The following is a 13,725-nucleotide window of genomic DNA, read 5'->3' on the forward strand; positions in this document are numbered from 1 at the left end:
CCCGGATCACCCGGTCAGTCTGCGGGTTCGAACGGGAAAGATGCAACCATTAAAAACTGTGTTAACAATTGACGGTAGCAGTATCGGAGGCAGAATTGACTGGCAATTTGAATGGGATGGCAGAAGACCTGTACCTGGGCATCAAGGACCTGCCGATCGTATCTCCGCATGGTCACTGCGATCCGGGGTGGTTTGCATCCGATGCGCCGTTTCCCAACCCGGCAGAGCTGCTGGTGGTTCCCGACCATTACGTGTTCCGTATGCTCTATTCGCAGGGCGTTCCCTTGTCGGAACTCGGCGTTGGGGAAGAGGGGCGAAAGAAGGATCCTCGCGCCGTTTTCCGTACCTTTGCCGAGCACTGGCATCTGTTTCTGGGAACGCCTTCCCGGATCTGGATGAACTACGTGCTGCATGAAACGCTGGGCGTGTCCGAGGAGTTGTCGTCGCGCACCGCAGATCTGATCTACGACAAGATCGCGGAAAAGTTGGCGCAAGCCGATTTTCGCCCGAGGGCTTTGTTCGACAGGTTCGGGATCGAGGTTCTGGCCACTACGGATTCGGCTCTCGACACTCTCACACAGCATCAGGAGATCCGTGCAAGCGGTTGGGGCGGGCGGGTTGTTCCGACGTTCCGCCCGGACGGGGTTTTGGATGGGGCGGACCCGGAGTTCGTGCAGAACCTGAACAAGTTGGCCGAGCTGACAGGCTGCGATCTGGACAGCTATGATGGCTATCTCAACGCACTGCGGATGCGGCGAGCTTATTTCATCCAACTGGGCTGTACCGCCACCGACCACGGTATCGAACGTGTACAGACCGAGTGGCTGGAGGACCCGGATGCGCTGTACCAGCGGTTGAGACGGCGGGAAGGGACCGAACAGGACGCCCGCCGTTTCTATGGGCATATGCTGATCGAAATGGCGCAGATGTCTGTCGATGATGGTCTGACCATGCAGATACATGCAGGCAGCAAACGCAACACGAACGACGCGGTAATGCGGAACTTCGGACGTGACAAGGGGGCCGACATTCCAATCGCGATGGATTGGGTCACGGGCCTTGAGGCGCTGTTGAACCGGGTCGGAAACTCGCCCGAACTGCGCATCATACTCTTTACATTGGACGAAGGCACCTACGCCCGTGAACTGGCCCCTATGGCGGGACATTGGCCGTGCCTTCGGATCGGGCCGCCTTGGTGGTTCCATGACAGTCCGGCCGGGATTGCGCGGTATTTTGATCAGGTCGTTGAAACGGCCGGATACTACAATCTGGCCGGATTCAATGACGACACGCGGGCTTTCCTGTCCATTCCTGCACGACACGACCTTTGGCGGCGGGGCGTGGCGATTCATTTGGCCGAGCAGGTTGCGCGTGGTTACTTCGGTCGGGACAGTGCCGAGCATCTTGCTCGGTTGCTGGCGGTCGATCTGGCGAAACAGGTTTATGGATTGCAAAGCTAGATGGGGACAATTCTTCACTTCGGCCTCGGCAACTTTGCCCGGGCGCATTTGCTGGACTACACCGATCAAGCGGGCGGATGGGACGTTGTCGGCGTCAGCCTGCGTTCATCCTCGGTTCGGGATGGATTGGCCCGACAGGGTTTCGAGTACGATCTGTGCGTACAGGGGCAGGGCGTCCGGCGCATCAAAGCTCTGCGCGACGTTCTGGTCGCGCCCGGGGATCGCGCAGCGATTTTTGATGCGATTGCGGATGCCGAGATCATCTCGGCGACCGTGACCGAGAAGGGCTATCACCTGGATGCTGCGGGTAAGCTGAACCTTCTGGACCCGGCGATTGCCGCCGATCTGGCAGGGCAGGGGCCCGCGACTCTGATCGGGTTTCTTGCCTTTGGTCTGGCGGAACGGCGCAAGCCAGTGACGGTGCTGAGCTGCGACAATCGTATGGAGAACGGAAAAACGCTCGAAACGGCCGTTTTCGATTTCGCGAAAGCAGCCGGTCTGGACGTCAATTGGGACGCCGTTCGCTTTCCCAACGCGATGGTCGACCGGATCACCCCGGCCACCACGGACGCAGTTCGCGCAATCAGCGGCGATCCCATGGCCGTTCCGACCGAGGCGTTCTCTGAGTGGGTGATCGAAGACAATTTTGCCGGACCGCATCCGGATTGGCCGGGCGTGCAACTGGTCGATGACGTGGCCCCGCACGAGATGCGAAAGCTGCGCATGTTGAATGGGGCCCATTCTCTGTTGGCGTATGCCGGGTTGGAGCGGGGCCTGACCTACGTCCACGAGGCGGTTCGAGACCCGGTTCTGCGCCCGCTGGTTTCCGAGTTGATGAAAGATGCGGGCGCAACGCTGCCGGCTGCGGTGCAAGCACAGGTTCCGGACTATGCCGAGGCTCTGTTGCGCCGCTTTGAAAACCCCGAGTTGGCGCATCGTCTGGACCAAATCGCGATGGATGGAAGCCAGAAGCTGCCCTATCGGTTTGTTCCTACACTTCGTGAGACCGGCTCTCAGGCGGTGATCGCGGGGATGCGGGCCTGGGTCTCATATTGCATGTCCGAGACCGCCAAAGGTCGGGCGCTGAACGATCCTTGCGCGTCGGAAATCGCTTTGGCTGCCAAGCAGCCAGATCCGCTAGTGCCGCTTTTGCGTCTTGTCGGAGCCGAGGATCTCGCGCCGCTTATCCGGGAATGATCGCGCCGCGGAACTGAACGACGGTGGATGCCAGATTGTGTCCAGCCATCAGGGCCTCGGCCTGTGTTTTTCCCGTCAGCAACGCCGCGAGGTACCCACCGTTGAAACTGTCGCCCGCCGCGGTCGTATCCAGCACGTTTTTGGCAGGCTCATAGGTTTGGTCAATGCTCTGACCAATGGACAGGGGGCCATTCTCTCCGCGCTTCAACGCGCCGATTCCGTGATGACCCGCAAAGCGCGCCGCCACCTGTTCGGCGCTTTCCCCGAACAGTGCCATCTCGTCGTCGATGGATGGCAGGGCGATGTCCGCACGCCGCCAAAGCCGTTGGTTGATCTGCCGGGCGTGTTCAACGCTATCCCAAAGACGTGGACGAAAGTTGCTGTCATAGACCAACCGGACTGAAGCGCCTTCGAGCCAGTCCAGAAGCGCAAGCCTTACCGAATGCGGAAGAATGGCCACGGAAATCCCCGACAAGTACAGCACGTCATAGCCGTTCAACGAGCTGAAATCGTGATTGGCAAAAAGCTGGCGGGCGGCCGCTTCACTGCGCCAATAGGTAAAGCTGCGTTCCCCATCCGCAGAGGTCGTGATCGCGTACAGGCCCGGAGAGGCGTTCGGAATGATGCGGATGCCGGATGTCCCGATGCCATGACTGGCGATGAAGTCCGCGATGCGCCCCGAGAACGGGTCGTCGCCCAAACATGTCACATACTCCACCTGCAGGTCAGGCGCTGCGCGGTGCATGTAGATGGCCGTGTTCAGCGTATCGCCCGCGACACCCACCTTTGCGCCGGTTTCCAGCATGGACAATTCAATCATTGCTTCGCCGATGCAGGCAATTCGCGTCATTTCTTTTCTCTTTTCCAGATGATGAGACCGGCAACCATGATCAGAGCAGCCCCTGCCAACGTGAATGTGTCCGGTACCGTGTCAAAGAACAGATAACCCCAGATCGCAACATAGATCAGGAACGAATAGGTAAATGGCATCAGCTGGTTCGCCGTTCCGAACCGATGCGCGTTCGTCAGCAGTTGATGCCCGCACCACCCAAAGACGCCAAGACTGATCAGGACGATCAGGCTCCAGGTGTTTTCCGGTTGGATCCAAAACCAGATGGCGAACGGCAGCAGGACCACCGTCCCAGTAAGCCCGAGGTAGAATTGCATGGTGTCCACGGCAACAACCCCCGACAGCCTGCGCGTCATGATCGAGTACAAGGCCAACGCGGTGGCATTGTAGACGATCAGCAGCATGGTCGGATGAAATGCCGAACCAAACGGCCGCACGACAACCAACACCCCTAGAAAACCGAGGATGATGGCCGCCCAACGCCATGGGCCCACGCTTTCTTTCAACACAAAGACGGACAGAAAACACACAATGACCGGGCTGGAAAACATGATTGCCGACACGACAGTCAGGGGCAAAAACCGCAGGGCATAAAAATTGAAAACGGTTGCTGAGATCAGCAGTAAGGCCCGGCTAATGACCTGCCATGGATGGTCGGTCTTGAACCGGCTGGCCTCAATCCCGCCCTTGGCGATCACGCCCACTGAGATCACGAAGTGCCCTGCATAACGCATGAAAGCCAACTGAAATGCCGACACGCCGGCCAACGCCAACCATTTGGCCCCAAGGTCCACCAGCGAAAAGAACAGCCACGCCGTCAGCATCAGCACGATGCCAAGGCGCGGCAGGTCCGCGTTGGGGTTGGCGGTGACGGCCATAGATCAGGTGTTGAAACGTTTGACGTAGTAGTCAACCATCTGGCTGACCATGTCATCCGCCTGACCGTGGTCGCGCGCGTCGTTCAGCGCGGAAAGCGCGCCCTGCGACATCACGCTGGTAACACCGGCCTCGCGCGCCATTCGATCATAATACCCAAGGTCTTTTGCCGCGTTCTTGATGGCGAAGGCCAGCTGGTTTGGATCATTCTCGACACCGTAGGCTTTGACGAAATCCATCATGCCGGAATGCAGCGGCCCTGCGGCCATAACGTCATACAGCTGCTTGCGGTCAACGCCGGTGATGTCAGCCATGGCAAAGGCTTCAGCCATCGCGTTCGCGACCGTCATTCCGAAGAAGTTGTTGATCAGCTTGATCGTATGTCCCGATCCGACAGGGCCCAGGTAAAAGACGTTTTCGCCCAAATCCTTGAGTGTCGGCTCGGCCTTGTCGAAGGCAGCCTTGTCGCCGGACGTCATGATGTTGAGCTTGCCTTCCAGCGCATGCGACGGCGTCCGGCCAAGTGGCGCGTCAAGGTAGCTTCCGCCGGCTGCGGCAACCTCCTCGGCCAGGGCGCGTGTACTGCCCGGAAGCGAGGTGCCAAAGTCGATGACGATCGCCCCGGGCTTCAGTCCCGCGATCACTCCATCAGCACCGCGCATACGGCCTTCGACCTGCTCGGACGTTCCCATGCACAGCATCACGATGTCGCTGGCCTGAGCCAGTTCCCGCGCGTTTTGCGCCTCGCGGGCGCCCCGGTCAATCGCGGCGTCCAGATGTGTGCGGTCGCGGTTTCCCAACACCGTGACCGAGTATCCCTGGTCCAACAGCCGGCTCACCATGGCTCCGCCCATGAGTCCCAGGCCGATAAACCCGATTGATGGTTTGCTCATTGGTTTCCCTTTCCGTGAATATGTCTGGTTTTCATTCTTGTGTCTGTCGCGGGCGGATTTGCAGTCTGATTGCTCATATTGCCCGGGGAATAGTCATTGGTTTTTTGACTGTGCCGATATTTTGCCCTGCCGCGCCTCAGTCAGGCCGGCGCCCGCGCTCGGGCCGTTCGCGCCTTCAGCTCCTGTTCGATGCGTGATGTGACTTCGAGCGTCCGGGCTGCATCCTCGACGTCGATCAAAGGTGGGGCGCCATCGATCACGTCAAGGAAGTGATCCAGTTGCGCCTCCAGCGGTGTGCGTGTCTGGCCCGGCCTTGGAAGTTGGTCTTTTTGGGCCGCAGTGCCCCAATCCTGTCCGCGCCACAGGGTCATGGATGGAAAACTGAAGGCGCCTCTGGTTCCCGTGATCCACATCATGTCCTGGCGGGTCGTGCCAATGTTCGGATTTTCGCCGGTTCCGGCTTCAAACCCCCAAGGGCTGGGCGCGGTGTCGGCAAAGCTGATGGTACCCGTCGCGCCGTTTTCGAATGCGATCGCGACAGCGCCGCTTTCGATCCGATCCGATCCGCGGATCGACGCGCCGGGCAGGGCGACAACCTCCGAGATTTCTCCGATCACAAAGCGCAGGACATCGATATCATGCACGAGATTGATCATCACCGGGCTGCCGTCGGAAGTCCGCCAGTTCTGTTCAAAATAGCTGTCGGGTTTACGCATGGCCCACAGCAACGAGACGTTGATGACTCGTCCGATCGTACCTTGCGCGATCACCTCCTTCAGGTACTGCAAGTTTGTGTGGTACCGCCTATGATGGCCAACCAGGCTGCGGACATTGGCCTCGCTCACGGCCGTCTTAAGGCGCAGGGCATCATCGACCGATGCGGCAACCGGCTTTTCGATCAGCATATTCCAACCGCGGGATGCGGCCAGAATGCCATGTTCGGCATGCAGGCGGGTCGGCGTCGCGATGATGACACCATCCACTGTGTCCTGCACCTCGTCCATACTGGCAAAACGCGGCGCGTCGATCTGGATCGAGCCATCCGGATCGGCCAACCCGACCAACGTGCAGCCGGGATGCTCAATGACGGCGCGGACGTGGCGGATACCGATCAATCCGCCGCCGGCTACGAGGATCCGTTTCACATCACCGCTCCGATTTGCCAGGGAACGAATTCGTAGTCACCCAAGCCCTGCGCCTCCGACTTGGTTCGCGCGCCCGAGGCGACTTGGAGCAGCCGTCGGTATATCTCCTGTCCTTTTTCTTCGACGCTGACGCCTTTGGTCAGGATGTCGCCCGCGTCCACGTCCATGTCTTCGGGCATGCGCGCCGCCAATTCGGAATTGGTGGCGATTTTCAGCGTCGGTGCCGGTTTGGACCCAAAGGCCGACCCGCGCCCCGTGGTGAAACACACAAGGTTGCACCCGGCCGCGATCTGCCCGGTCACCGAGGCCGGGTCGTATCCGGGGCTGTCCATGAAGGTGAAGCCTTTGGTGGTGATGGGTTCGGCGTATTTGAATACACCGGTCAGAGGGGTGGTTCCGCCCTTCGCCGCTGCCCCCAGCGATTTCTCGAGGATGGTCGTCAGACCCCCTTGCTTGTTGCCGGGGCTGGGGTTGTTGTCCATCGAGCCGTGATTGCGGGCGGTATAGTCCTGCCACCAATCGATCAGTCCGATCAGTTTTTCCCCAGTTGCGCGGTCAAGGGCACGGCGGGTCAAAAGATGTTCGGCTCCGTAGATTTCGGGCGTCTCCGCGAGGACACCCGTGCCATCTTGAGCGACCAACAGGTCGCAGGCATGTCCGAGCGCCGGGTTCGCCGTCACACCGGACCAAGCGTCCGATCCACCACATTGCAGCGCAACCATCAGTTCAGACGCCGGGGCTTCTCTGCGCTTTGCCTCATTGGCAATGGGCAGCATCTGGTTGATCTTGCTGATGCCCATTTCCACGGTCCGACGCAACCCGGCAACGTTTTGGATGTTCATCGTCTGGAAGGTTGGGCTCTGCTTCAACCCATATGCGTCCAGCAGCCAGTCGATCTGGTTCATTTCGCAGCCCAGACCGACCATCAGAACGGCAGCGTGGTTGGGATGTTTTGCAAACCCCCACATGACCCGTTGAAGAGCTTCGAAACCGTCGCCGGAATCTGCCATTCCGCAGCCCGTTCCGTGGACAAAGGCCACCACGCCGTCGACATTCGGATACGCGGCAAGCTTGTCCGACGTGAAGTGGTTAGCGATCATGCGGGCCGCCGTAGCAGAACAGTTCACGGTGGTCAGAACCGCAATGTAATTGCGCGTGCCGACCCGACCGCTGTCCCGATGGTAGCCCATGAACGTATCGACCGAGGTGGCGGGTCTCATAGGCCTGTGATCCGTCGCAAACTCATAGTCCACGCTGGTGTTTCGGAACTCGACATTGTGGGTGTGTACATGATCGCCGGGTTCGATCGGTTGGGTCGCGTAACCAATGATCTGGGCGTATTTTCTGACCGGATCGCCGGGTGCAAGGGTCGCCGTGGCGATCTTGTGGCCCGATGGGATGCGCGCATTGGTCGTGACGCCTTCAACCACACTGCCGGCCTCCAGCAGCCGAGTTGCAACCACCACACTATCCGTTCGATCTAAACGTACAAAAGTCATAATCAGCTTTCCTGGCGGCTGCAGCTAGGCGCAGAACGGCGAGTCCGATGTCCACCGGTGAATATCTATATGCGGCTGTCCGGACAGCCTTGCTCGCGCCGCCTCCCAATTGGATTTGCAGACACGCCAATCCCGCAGCTCGGTTTCGGGGCGCGATCTGGATCTTGCGATGAAGCTGGGGAAATGGTCTCGACCGGTGGGTTGGCCTGCCGCACTGAAGCGGATGTCGAACGACCAGCGGAACCGGTCCGTTTCGTTGACCAGCGACGCATGTGGCGTCAGCGGGTGAAACAGGATGACCCCGCCCGCCTTGACGGGCAAGGGCACGGCTCGGTCTTCGTCAATAAACCCGTCGGCAATGCCTGTCTGCGTGCGCGCGCAATGCGGCAGGATGGATTGGTCCTGTGCCTTTGGCAGCACTTGCAGGCAGCCGTTCTCGATCGTTGCATCGTTGACGGCAATCCAAACCGTGACCATGTCGGTCTGGTCCGCATCCTCCAACGCAACTGCCCGGTCTTGATGCCAGTCCGTTGCGGTTATGTGCGCCCGCACCTCGTCCTTGGACAGCTTGAGGGCAGGGGGCTTCAGCCGAACGTGCTGGATCGGATTGCTGACCAACTCTGGCCCGATCAACTGCTCGACGATGTCAAGCATGGGCTGGGCCGTCAGCAAGTCGAACACTGCGGGTCCAATATGGAACGGTGTGTCAGCCATGATCCGGTCGCCGGGCAATGAGATGTCCAGCGGCTGGAAATAGTCGCAACCGGCCTGATAGGCGGACAGAAGTTTGTCCCAGAAAGTCATTCGTGAAGGTTCGTCCTTGACCAGCCCTTTTTCGTACCAACCCTCATAGAGCCGGTGCAGGACATCCGAGTATTCGGCTTGCACCCGATCAAGGACGTCACCGGGAATTACATCCTCGACCACGAGGTATCCGTCCGTCTGGAACTTGCCAATCTGATCTTGTGTCAGCATGGGTTCGACCTCACAACAACAGCGCGATGATGCCCGGCCAGATCAGAAGAACGGAAAGTGCCAGCAGCTGGATCCCGATGAATGGCAGGAAGCCGCGGAAGATATCCGTCAGGCTGATATGCGGCGGGGCCACCGATTTCAGGTAGAACGCAGCCGGGCCGAACGGGGGCGACAGGAAGCTGACCTGCATGTTCATACAGAACACGACGCCAAACCAGATCGCGACATGGCTGGGCTGCAACTGACCGATGAGTCCGATTTCCTCGATGGGAAGGCGCAGGACGATCGGCAGAAATACCGGGATGATCAAAAGCACAATGCCGACCCAATCCATGAATGCGCCCATGAACAGCAGGATCAGCATCATCACCAGAATGACCAGCATGGTCGGCAGGTCCTGCCCGACGATCAGATCGGCCACGTATTGGGGTCCGCCAGCAATGGTGTAGGCACCCGCCAGCGCGGCGGCCCCGATCGTAACCCAGATGATGGTGCCTGTGGATTTGAGCGTCCGCATCAAGCTGTCCCAAACCAGTTCGAACGATCCTTCGCCGCGTAGGATGGCGATGATCAGAACGGCGAAGGCGCCCATGCCTGCAGCCTCGGTGATGCCTGTGATCCCGCCATAGATCGAGCCGAGTACGACGCCGATGACGACCAGCGGCGCGACGAGGCCTTTGCCCATTTCCCAGCCGATTTTTGCACGCTGTTTCCCAAAGACAAAGAAGATCAGCAGAAGGGCGACGATGGTGATGCCGGCAAACCAAGGCAGGTAGTCAGCGGTACCCAGCCGTGCGGGCTCGCCCTGGCTGGCAGCGTTCGAGCCGGAAAGCTCGAAAAACGCGGCCCGGATAAACAGAACGGTGGAAAACCCGGCGACGACGATGCTCATGAAGGCGGCAAACAGTTTGCGTTTTTCGGCCGGTTCGGGGTCGTTCGGATCCGGTTCCGGCAGCGGAGCGTGATGAGGATTCAACTGCGTGCGGATGATGATGTACAGGATGATCATCGAGGCCAGCATGAAGCCCGGAATAAAAGACGCGGTGAACAGCGATTTGATCGAGGTTTCGGTGATCAGCCCATAGATGATCAGAACGATCGAGGGCGGGATCATGGTCCCCAGCGACCCCGAGGCGCAGATCACACCGATCGCGAGGTTCTGATCGTAGCCGAGGCGCAGCATCTGGGGCAGAGCGATCAGGCCCAGCAGGACAACCTCACCACCGATGATGCCGGACATGGCCGCCATGATCACCGCCATGATCGAGGTTACGATCGCGATGCCGCCACGTGTTCTGGACAGCCAGACGTTCAGCGACGAATACATGTCGCGCGCGATCCCAGACCGCTCCAGCAGCGATGCCATGAAGATGAACAATGGCACGGATATGAGCACGTAGTCCGTTAAGAGCCCATATATCTTCTGCGCCAGAATATAGAGTGGCCCAGTCCCCGGGCGTCCGGTTAGAATCCCGTCGCCGAATGAAAACGGGTTCAAAAGAAGTGTCGGCTCGAACTTCAGAACAAGAACCAGAACCGCAAGCGAGGCCGAGGCCAGACCCAAGGGCATCCCGATCGCCAGAAGCACGATCAGGGCGACCATCAGGATGAGTGAGATCGTTCCAATATCCATCAGTCTTGTCCCACCGCTCGTTTGATCATTTCAATTTCGTCTTCGTCCGGTTCATCCGTGTGGATTTCCGGTTCTTTGTTCCAATCCGCGATCAGGTTCAGAACGGCCTGCATGGCGACCAGGGTGATCACGATCAGGACCATGGGCTGCAGTGTCGCCGGGATCGGCGGGTTGAAGGCCGAGCCGTAAAGCTCCCATTTGTAGAGTTTGTTGACGAAGACCTGCTGATAGCTGCCGTAGACCAGAAAGAAGGCGAACATCACGATCAGGATGGTCGAGATCGTGTCGAACACGCGCTGCAACCAGCGAGGAACCGCATCATACAGCAGAAAGATCCGGATATGGCTGCGTTGCTGCATGGCATAGTAGCCGGACATCAGGAACACGAAGCTGGCGAACCACAGCGTCATCTCGTTGGCCCATTCGGTCGGCTTCTCGAGGATGTAGCGCATGAAGACTTCGTACAGCATCACCACCGTCATGATGGCGATCATCATCATCGTGACCCGGCCGATGAACAGGGCGAAGCGGTCCATCGCAGTCGTACCCTCGTATTCCATCGCGGCCGGCTGGACGGTCTTGGTTCCGATCACCGCAAGGATCGGCAGCAGGATCAGCGCACCGATATCGACAATGTCGACAAATCCGCCGAAAACCCCGGTCATTTCGGGCGTCACGTCGCTGCGCAGATATATTTCCGTTACCTGGCTTTTCAGAGATTCGGACGTGTAGGGCAGCCAGTCCAACAGGAAGGCCGGCAAATGCCAGACGAGCCAACTGGCCGTCGCGACGAAGGCGAGCGGGATGAGCCACTCCAGTATTCCGCCTGAGTTTTTTTGCATCACGTAGCCCTCGTCCTTATCCGTCGATCCGGTAGTGATCGATAAACTCCAGGTCCGGCTCGACGCCCAATCCGGGGCCGGTCGGGATCGTCACGCGGCCGTTGTTGGCCTTGACCTGTTTCTGTATCTCCAGCGGAACGGTCAGCAGATCGTCGCGGAACTTGTTGTCCGTGGTGTCGAATTCCAACATCGGTTCCCACGGGTGCAGACCGCCCGGCATTGCCGGCATTGCCGCGAGCAGATGCAGGTTGGTGGCCACAGCAACCGCACTTCCCCAGACGTGATTGACGACCGGGGTGAAGTGCGCGTGGCACAGCGCAAGTACCCGCAGATACTCTGAGATTCCGCCCAACGCGCATACTTCGGGCTGAGCGATATCGACACCGCGGTTTTCGAGAAGCGCGCGCCATGCCCAGCGATTGAACACAGCCTCGCCGCCGGAGATATTGACCTTCAGCCCTGCGCGCAGTTCGCGATAGCCGTCAAGATCCTCAGGGGCCACCGGCTCTTCGAACCAATAGGCGTCAAGCTCTTCCAAGGCACGGCCCACATGAAACGCGTCCGAGGTCGTGTAGGCATGATTTGCGTCGACCATGAAGGGGAAGTCTTCGCCAACCCCGCGACGCACCGCCTCGCACAGCTGTACGTCCGGTTTGGGTCCGAACCCGGTCTTCATCTTGGTGGCGACAAACCCCATGTCCTTGATCGTTGCGGCTTCGTCCTTGAACCGGGCGGCAAGGTCGGCGATCGGCTCATCCCGCAGCATCATCCCGTAGCCGTAGCAGGGAACGCTTGTACGATGCGCGCCGCCGATGAGTTTGTGCAGCGGCAAACCGGCCACCTTGCCGACGATGTCCCAAAGGGCGATGTCCACGCCGGACAGCGCCTGTATCGGCATTCCGCCTTGCCCATGATCTCGCAGAAGGTTGTACACCTTGTGCCAGATCACGTCCTTGTCCAAAGGGTCCAGCCCCAGAACCATCGGCTGAATGACCTGTTCAACGATGGATTTGTTGGCACTTGCTACGTTGCCGGGGCCAAAACACTCTCCCCAGCCGGTCACGCCATCGTCGGTTTGAACCTCGACCAGATGGGTTGTGCGCTTGTCATAATACTGCTGCGAATACCCTAGGACTTCGGGCATCTCGTACTGCAGTACATGGCTGGTGATCTTGGTGATTTTCATGAAATGCAGGGTCCCGGGCACATTCGGAGAGGCCGTCAGCACGGCCTTTCCGATTGTCGTTGAGTGGCCGAAGCCCGATTATTGCATTGCGCCCAGATCGCGCAGGAAGTTGATGTGGCTTTCCAACAGCGCCTTGGCCTCTGGGGTCGTAGCGAACTCGGTCCACCCGACCTGAACGGCTGCGCGGTAGGCGGCCAGATCTTCCGGCGTCCACTCATACAGCTGAACGCCTTTGGCCTTCAGGTCCTTGGCGGTCTGAGCGTTCTGCACTTCGTTGATCGTCGCATTGTGCAGCGCCAGACTGTCCATCGCGACTTCCATGATCTTTTTGTGATGTGCAGGCATCGCGTCCCAAACGTCCTTGCGGCAGGCCAGGTGGTCTGCGGGCATCGAGTGGAAGCCGGGATAGTTCGTGTGACCGGCGATTTCGTACAGACCCAGACCCACGTTGTTGGTCAGGTTCGCAGCATCCGCGCCGTCGATGATGCCGGTTTCCAGAGCCGTGAAGATTTCGTTGAAGTCCATCACGATCGGCGATGCGCCCAACTCGGCAAAGACCTTGGTGGCCAGGCCCGGGGGCGAACGGAATTTCCAGTCTTTGAAGTCATCGACCTTGGCAATCGGCTTGGTAGAGGCCAGCGATTCCGGTCCCGGGATCCACCAGCCGATGAATTCCATGTCGTAGCCGTTGTACAGGTCATTGACGGCATCTCTGCCGCCACCGTGCAGCAGCCATGCCATTTGCTGATAGGGGTTCTGGTAACCGCCCAGCAGATCGCCCGCGAACTGGAAGGCCGGGTTTTTGCCGGTCTGATAGCCGCCGCCGGTCATGTCGCAGTCGAGGATGCCTGTCGCCGCGGCATCGAAGGTTTCGACCGATTTGACCACCGAGGACGAGTAGAACATCTCGACTTCGATCTCGCCGTTCGACATTTCCTGGATGTCTTCGACGTATTTTGCCGCCATCTGCCCGGACAGCGTCTCGGGCGAGAAATGGGTTTGAATTCTCAGCTTGGTCGTTTCAGCCACCGCGAAACCGGCCGCCATCGTCGTTGCTACGGCCGCAACAGCCGCTGTCTTGACTATTTTCATATTGTCCTCCCAGACGTTGAGCAGTGCGCCGGGTAGGAGATCTTGCCGCCTCCCTTGTCGACACGCTGCTAGACGTT

At 59.3% G+C, this 13,725-nt stretch carries 11 protein-coding genes and 1 pseudogene; 2 read left to right on the plus strand and 10 right to left on the minus strand.

Annotated features, from left to right (window positions below):
- The first annotated feature begins 116 nt into the window (after positions 1 to 116).
- Both uxaC and ACR0IR_RS03595 read left to right on the plus strand, forming a co-directional pair.
- Complete coding sequence (gene uxaC, locus ACR0IR_RS03590; protein WP_170363750.1) at positions 117 to 1,460, plus strand: glucuronate isomerase; 1,344 nt, start codon at positions 117 to 119, stop codon at positions 1,458 to 1,460.
- Positions 1,461 to 2,657: a mannitol dehydrogenase family protein gene (locus ACR0IR_RS03595; RefSeq protein WP_170363749.1), complete on the plus strand. Its 1,197-nt coding sequence runs from the start codon at positions 1,461 to 1,463 to the stop codon at positions 2,655 to 2,657.
- On the opposite strand, the gene ACR0IR_RS03600 is transcribed toward ACR0IR_RS03595, so the two are convergent.
- The 10 genes and pseudogenes from ACR0IR_RS03600 to ACR0IR_RS03645 form a co-directional block, all read right to left on the minus strand.
- Complete coding sequence (locus ACR0IR_RS03600) at positions 2,644 to 3,507, minus strand: sugar kinase (RefSeq protein WP_170363748.1); 864 nt, start codon at positions 3,505 to 3,507, stop codon at positions 2,644 to 2,646. The genes ACR0IR_RS03595 and ACR0IR_RS03600 overlap by 14 nt on opposite strands.
- Positions 3,504 to 4,385, minus strand: coding sequence for a DMT family transporter (locus ACR0IR_RS03605; RefSeq protein WP_170363747.1), 882 nt, complete (start codon positions 4,383 to 4,385; stop codon positions 3,504 to 3,506). Before ACR0IR_RS03605 ends, ACR0IR_RS03600 begins: the two co-directional genes overlap by 4 nt.
- Positions 4,386 to 4,388: 3 nt before the next feature.
- Positions 4,389 to 5,297 (minus strand): annotated as a pseudogene (locus tag ACR0IR_RS03610) (NAD(P)-dependent oxidoreductase); the annotation flags it as partial.
- Positions 5,298 to 5,416: 119 nt separating this feature from the next.
- Complete coding sequence (locus tag ACR0IR_RS03615) at positions 5,417 to 6,421, minus strand: Gfo/Idh/MocA family protein (protein ID WP_170363746.1); 1,005 nt, start codon at positions 6,419 to 6,421, stop codon at positions 5,417 to 5,419.
- Positions 6,418 to 7,920: a UxaA family hydrolase gene (locus ACR0IR_RS03620; protein WP_170363745.1), complete on the minus strand. Its 1,503-nt coding sequence runs from the start codon at positions 7,918 to 7,920 to the stop codon at positions 6,418 to 6,420. The genes ACR0IR_RS03615 and ACR0IR_RS03620 overlap by 4 nt, the downstream gene beginning before the upstream one ends.
- Positions 7,921 to 7,944: 24 nt before the next feature.
- The gene (locus tag ACR0IR_RS03625; RefSeq protein WP_170363744.1) at positions 7,945 to 8,895 is read right to left on the minus strand and encodes a phytanoyl-CoA dioxygenase family protein; all 951 of its coding nucleotides are present in this window, start codon (positions 8,893 to 8,895) and stop codon (positions 7,945 to 7,947) included.
- 10 nt (positions 8,896 to 8,905) lie between these two features.
- Positions 8,906 to 10,528: a TRAP transporter large permease gene (locus tag ACR0IR_RS03630; protein ID WP_170363743.1), complete on the minus strand. Its 1,623-nt coding sequence runs from the start codon at positions 10,526 to 10,528 to the stop codon at positions 8,906 to 8,908.
- On the minus strand, positions 10,528 to 11,370 hold the full coding sequence (locus ACR0IR_RS03635) for a TRAP transporter small permease subunit (protein WP_174819626.1): 843 nt from the start codon (positions 11,368 to 11,370) through the stop codon (positions 10,528 to 10,530). The genes ACR0IR_RS03630 and ACR0IR_RS03635 overlap by 1 nt, the downstream gene beginning before the upstream one ends.
- A 16-nt stretch (positions 11,371 to 11,386) precedes the next feature.
- Positions 11,387 to 12,556, minus strand: coding sequence for a mandelate racemase/muconate lactonizing enzyme family protein (locus ACR0IR_RS03640; protein ID WP_480778966.1), 1,170 nt, complete (start codon positions 12,554 to 12,556; stop codon positions 11,387 to 11,389).
- Between the two features lie 78 nt (positions 12,557 to 12,634).
- The gene (locus tag ACR0IR_RS03645; protein ID WP_170357472.1) at positions 12,635 to 13,648 is read right to left on the minus strand and encodes a TRAP transporter substrate-binding protein; all 1,014 of its coding nucleotides are present in this window, start codon (positions 13,646 to 13,648) and stop codon (positions 12,635 to 12,637) included.
- Positions 13,649 to 13,725: the final 77 nt, after the last annotated feature.

It is taken from the genome of Ruegeria sp. CF2 (genome assembly GCF_056537385.1).

Bases quoted from the DNA above. Each gene is read 5' to 3' on its own strand.
- uxaC (WP_170363750.1), top strand. From the start codon at position 117: ATGGCAGAAGACCTGTACCTGGGCATCAAGGACCTGCCGATCGTATCT.
- ACR0IR_RS03635 (WP_174819626.1), bottom strand. From the start codon at position 11,370: ATGCAAAAAAACTCAGGCGGAATACTGGAGTGGCTCATCCCGCTCGCC.
- ACR0IR_RS03645 (WP_170357472.1), bottom strand. From the start codon at position 13,648: ATGAAAATAGTCAAGACAGCGGCTGTTGCGGCCGTAGCAACGACGATG.
- ACR0IR_RS03625 (WP_170363744.1), bottom strand. From the start codon at position 8,895: ATGCTGACACAAGATCAGATTGGCAAGTTCCAGACGGACGGATACCTC.
- ACR0IR_RS03605 (WP_170363747.1), bottom strand. From the start codon at position 4,385: ATGGCCGTCACCGCCAACCCCAACGCGGACCTGCCGCGCCTTGGCATC.
- ACR0IR_RS03630 (WP_170363743.1), bottom strand. From the start codon at position 10,528: ATGGATATTGGAACGATCTCACTCATCCTGATGGTCGCCCTGATCGTG.
- ACR0IR_RS03640 (WP_480778966.1), bottom strand. From the start codon at position 12,556: ATGAAAATCACCAAGATCACCAGCCATGTACTGCAGTACGAGATGCCC.
- ACR0IR_RS03595 (WP_170363749.1), top strand. From the start codon at position 1,461: ATGGGGACAATTCTTCACTTCGGCCTCGGCAACTTTGCCCGGGCGCAT.
- ACR0IR_RS03600 (WP_170363748.1), bottom strand. From the start codon at position 3,507: ATGACGCGAATTGCCTGCATCGGCGAAGCAATGATTGAATTGTCCATG.
- ACR0IR_RS03620 (WP_170363745.1), bottom strand. From the start codon at position 7,920: ATGACTTTTGTACGTTTAGATCGAACGGATAGTGTGGTGGTTGCAACT.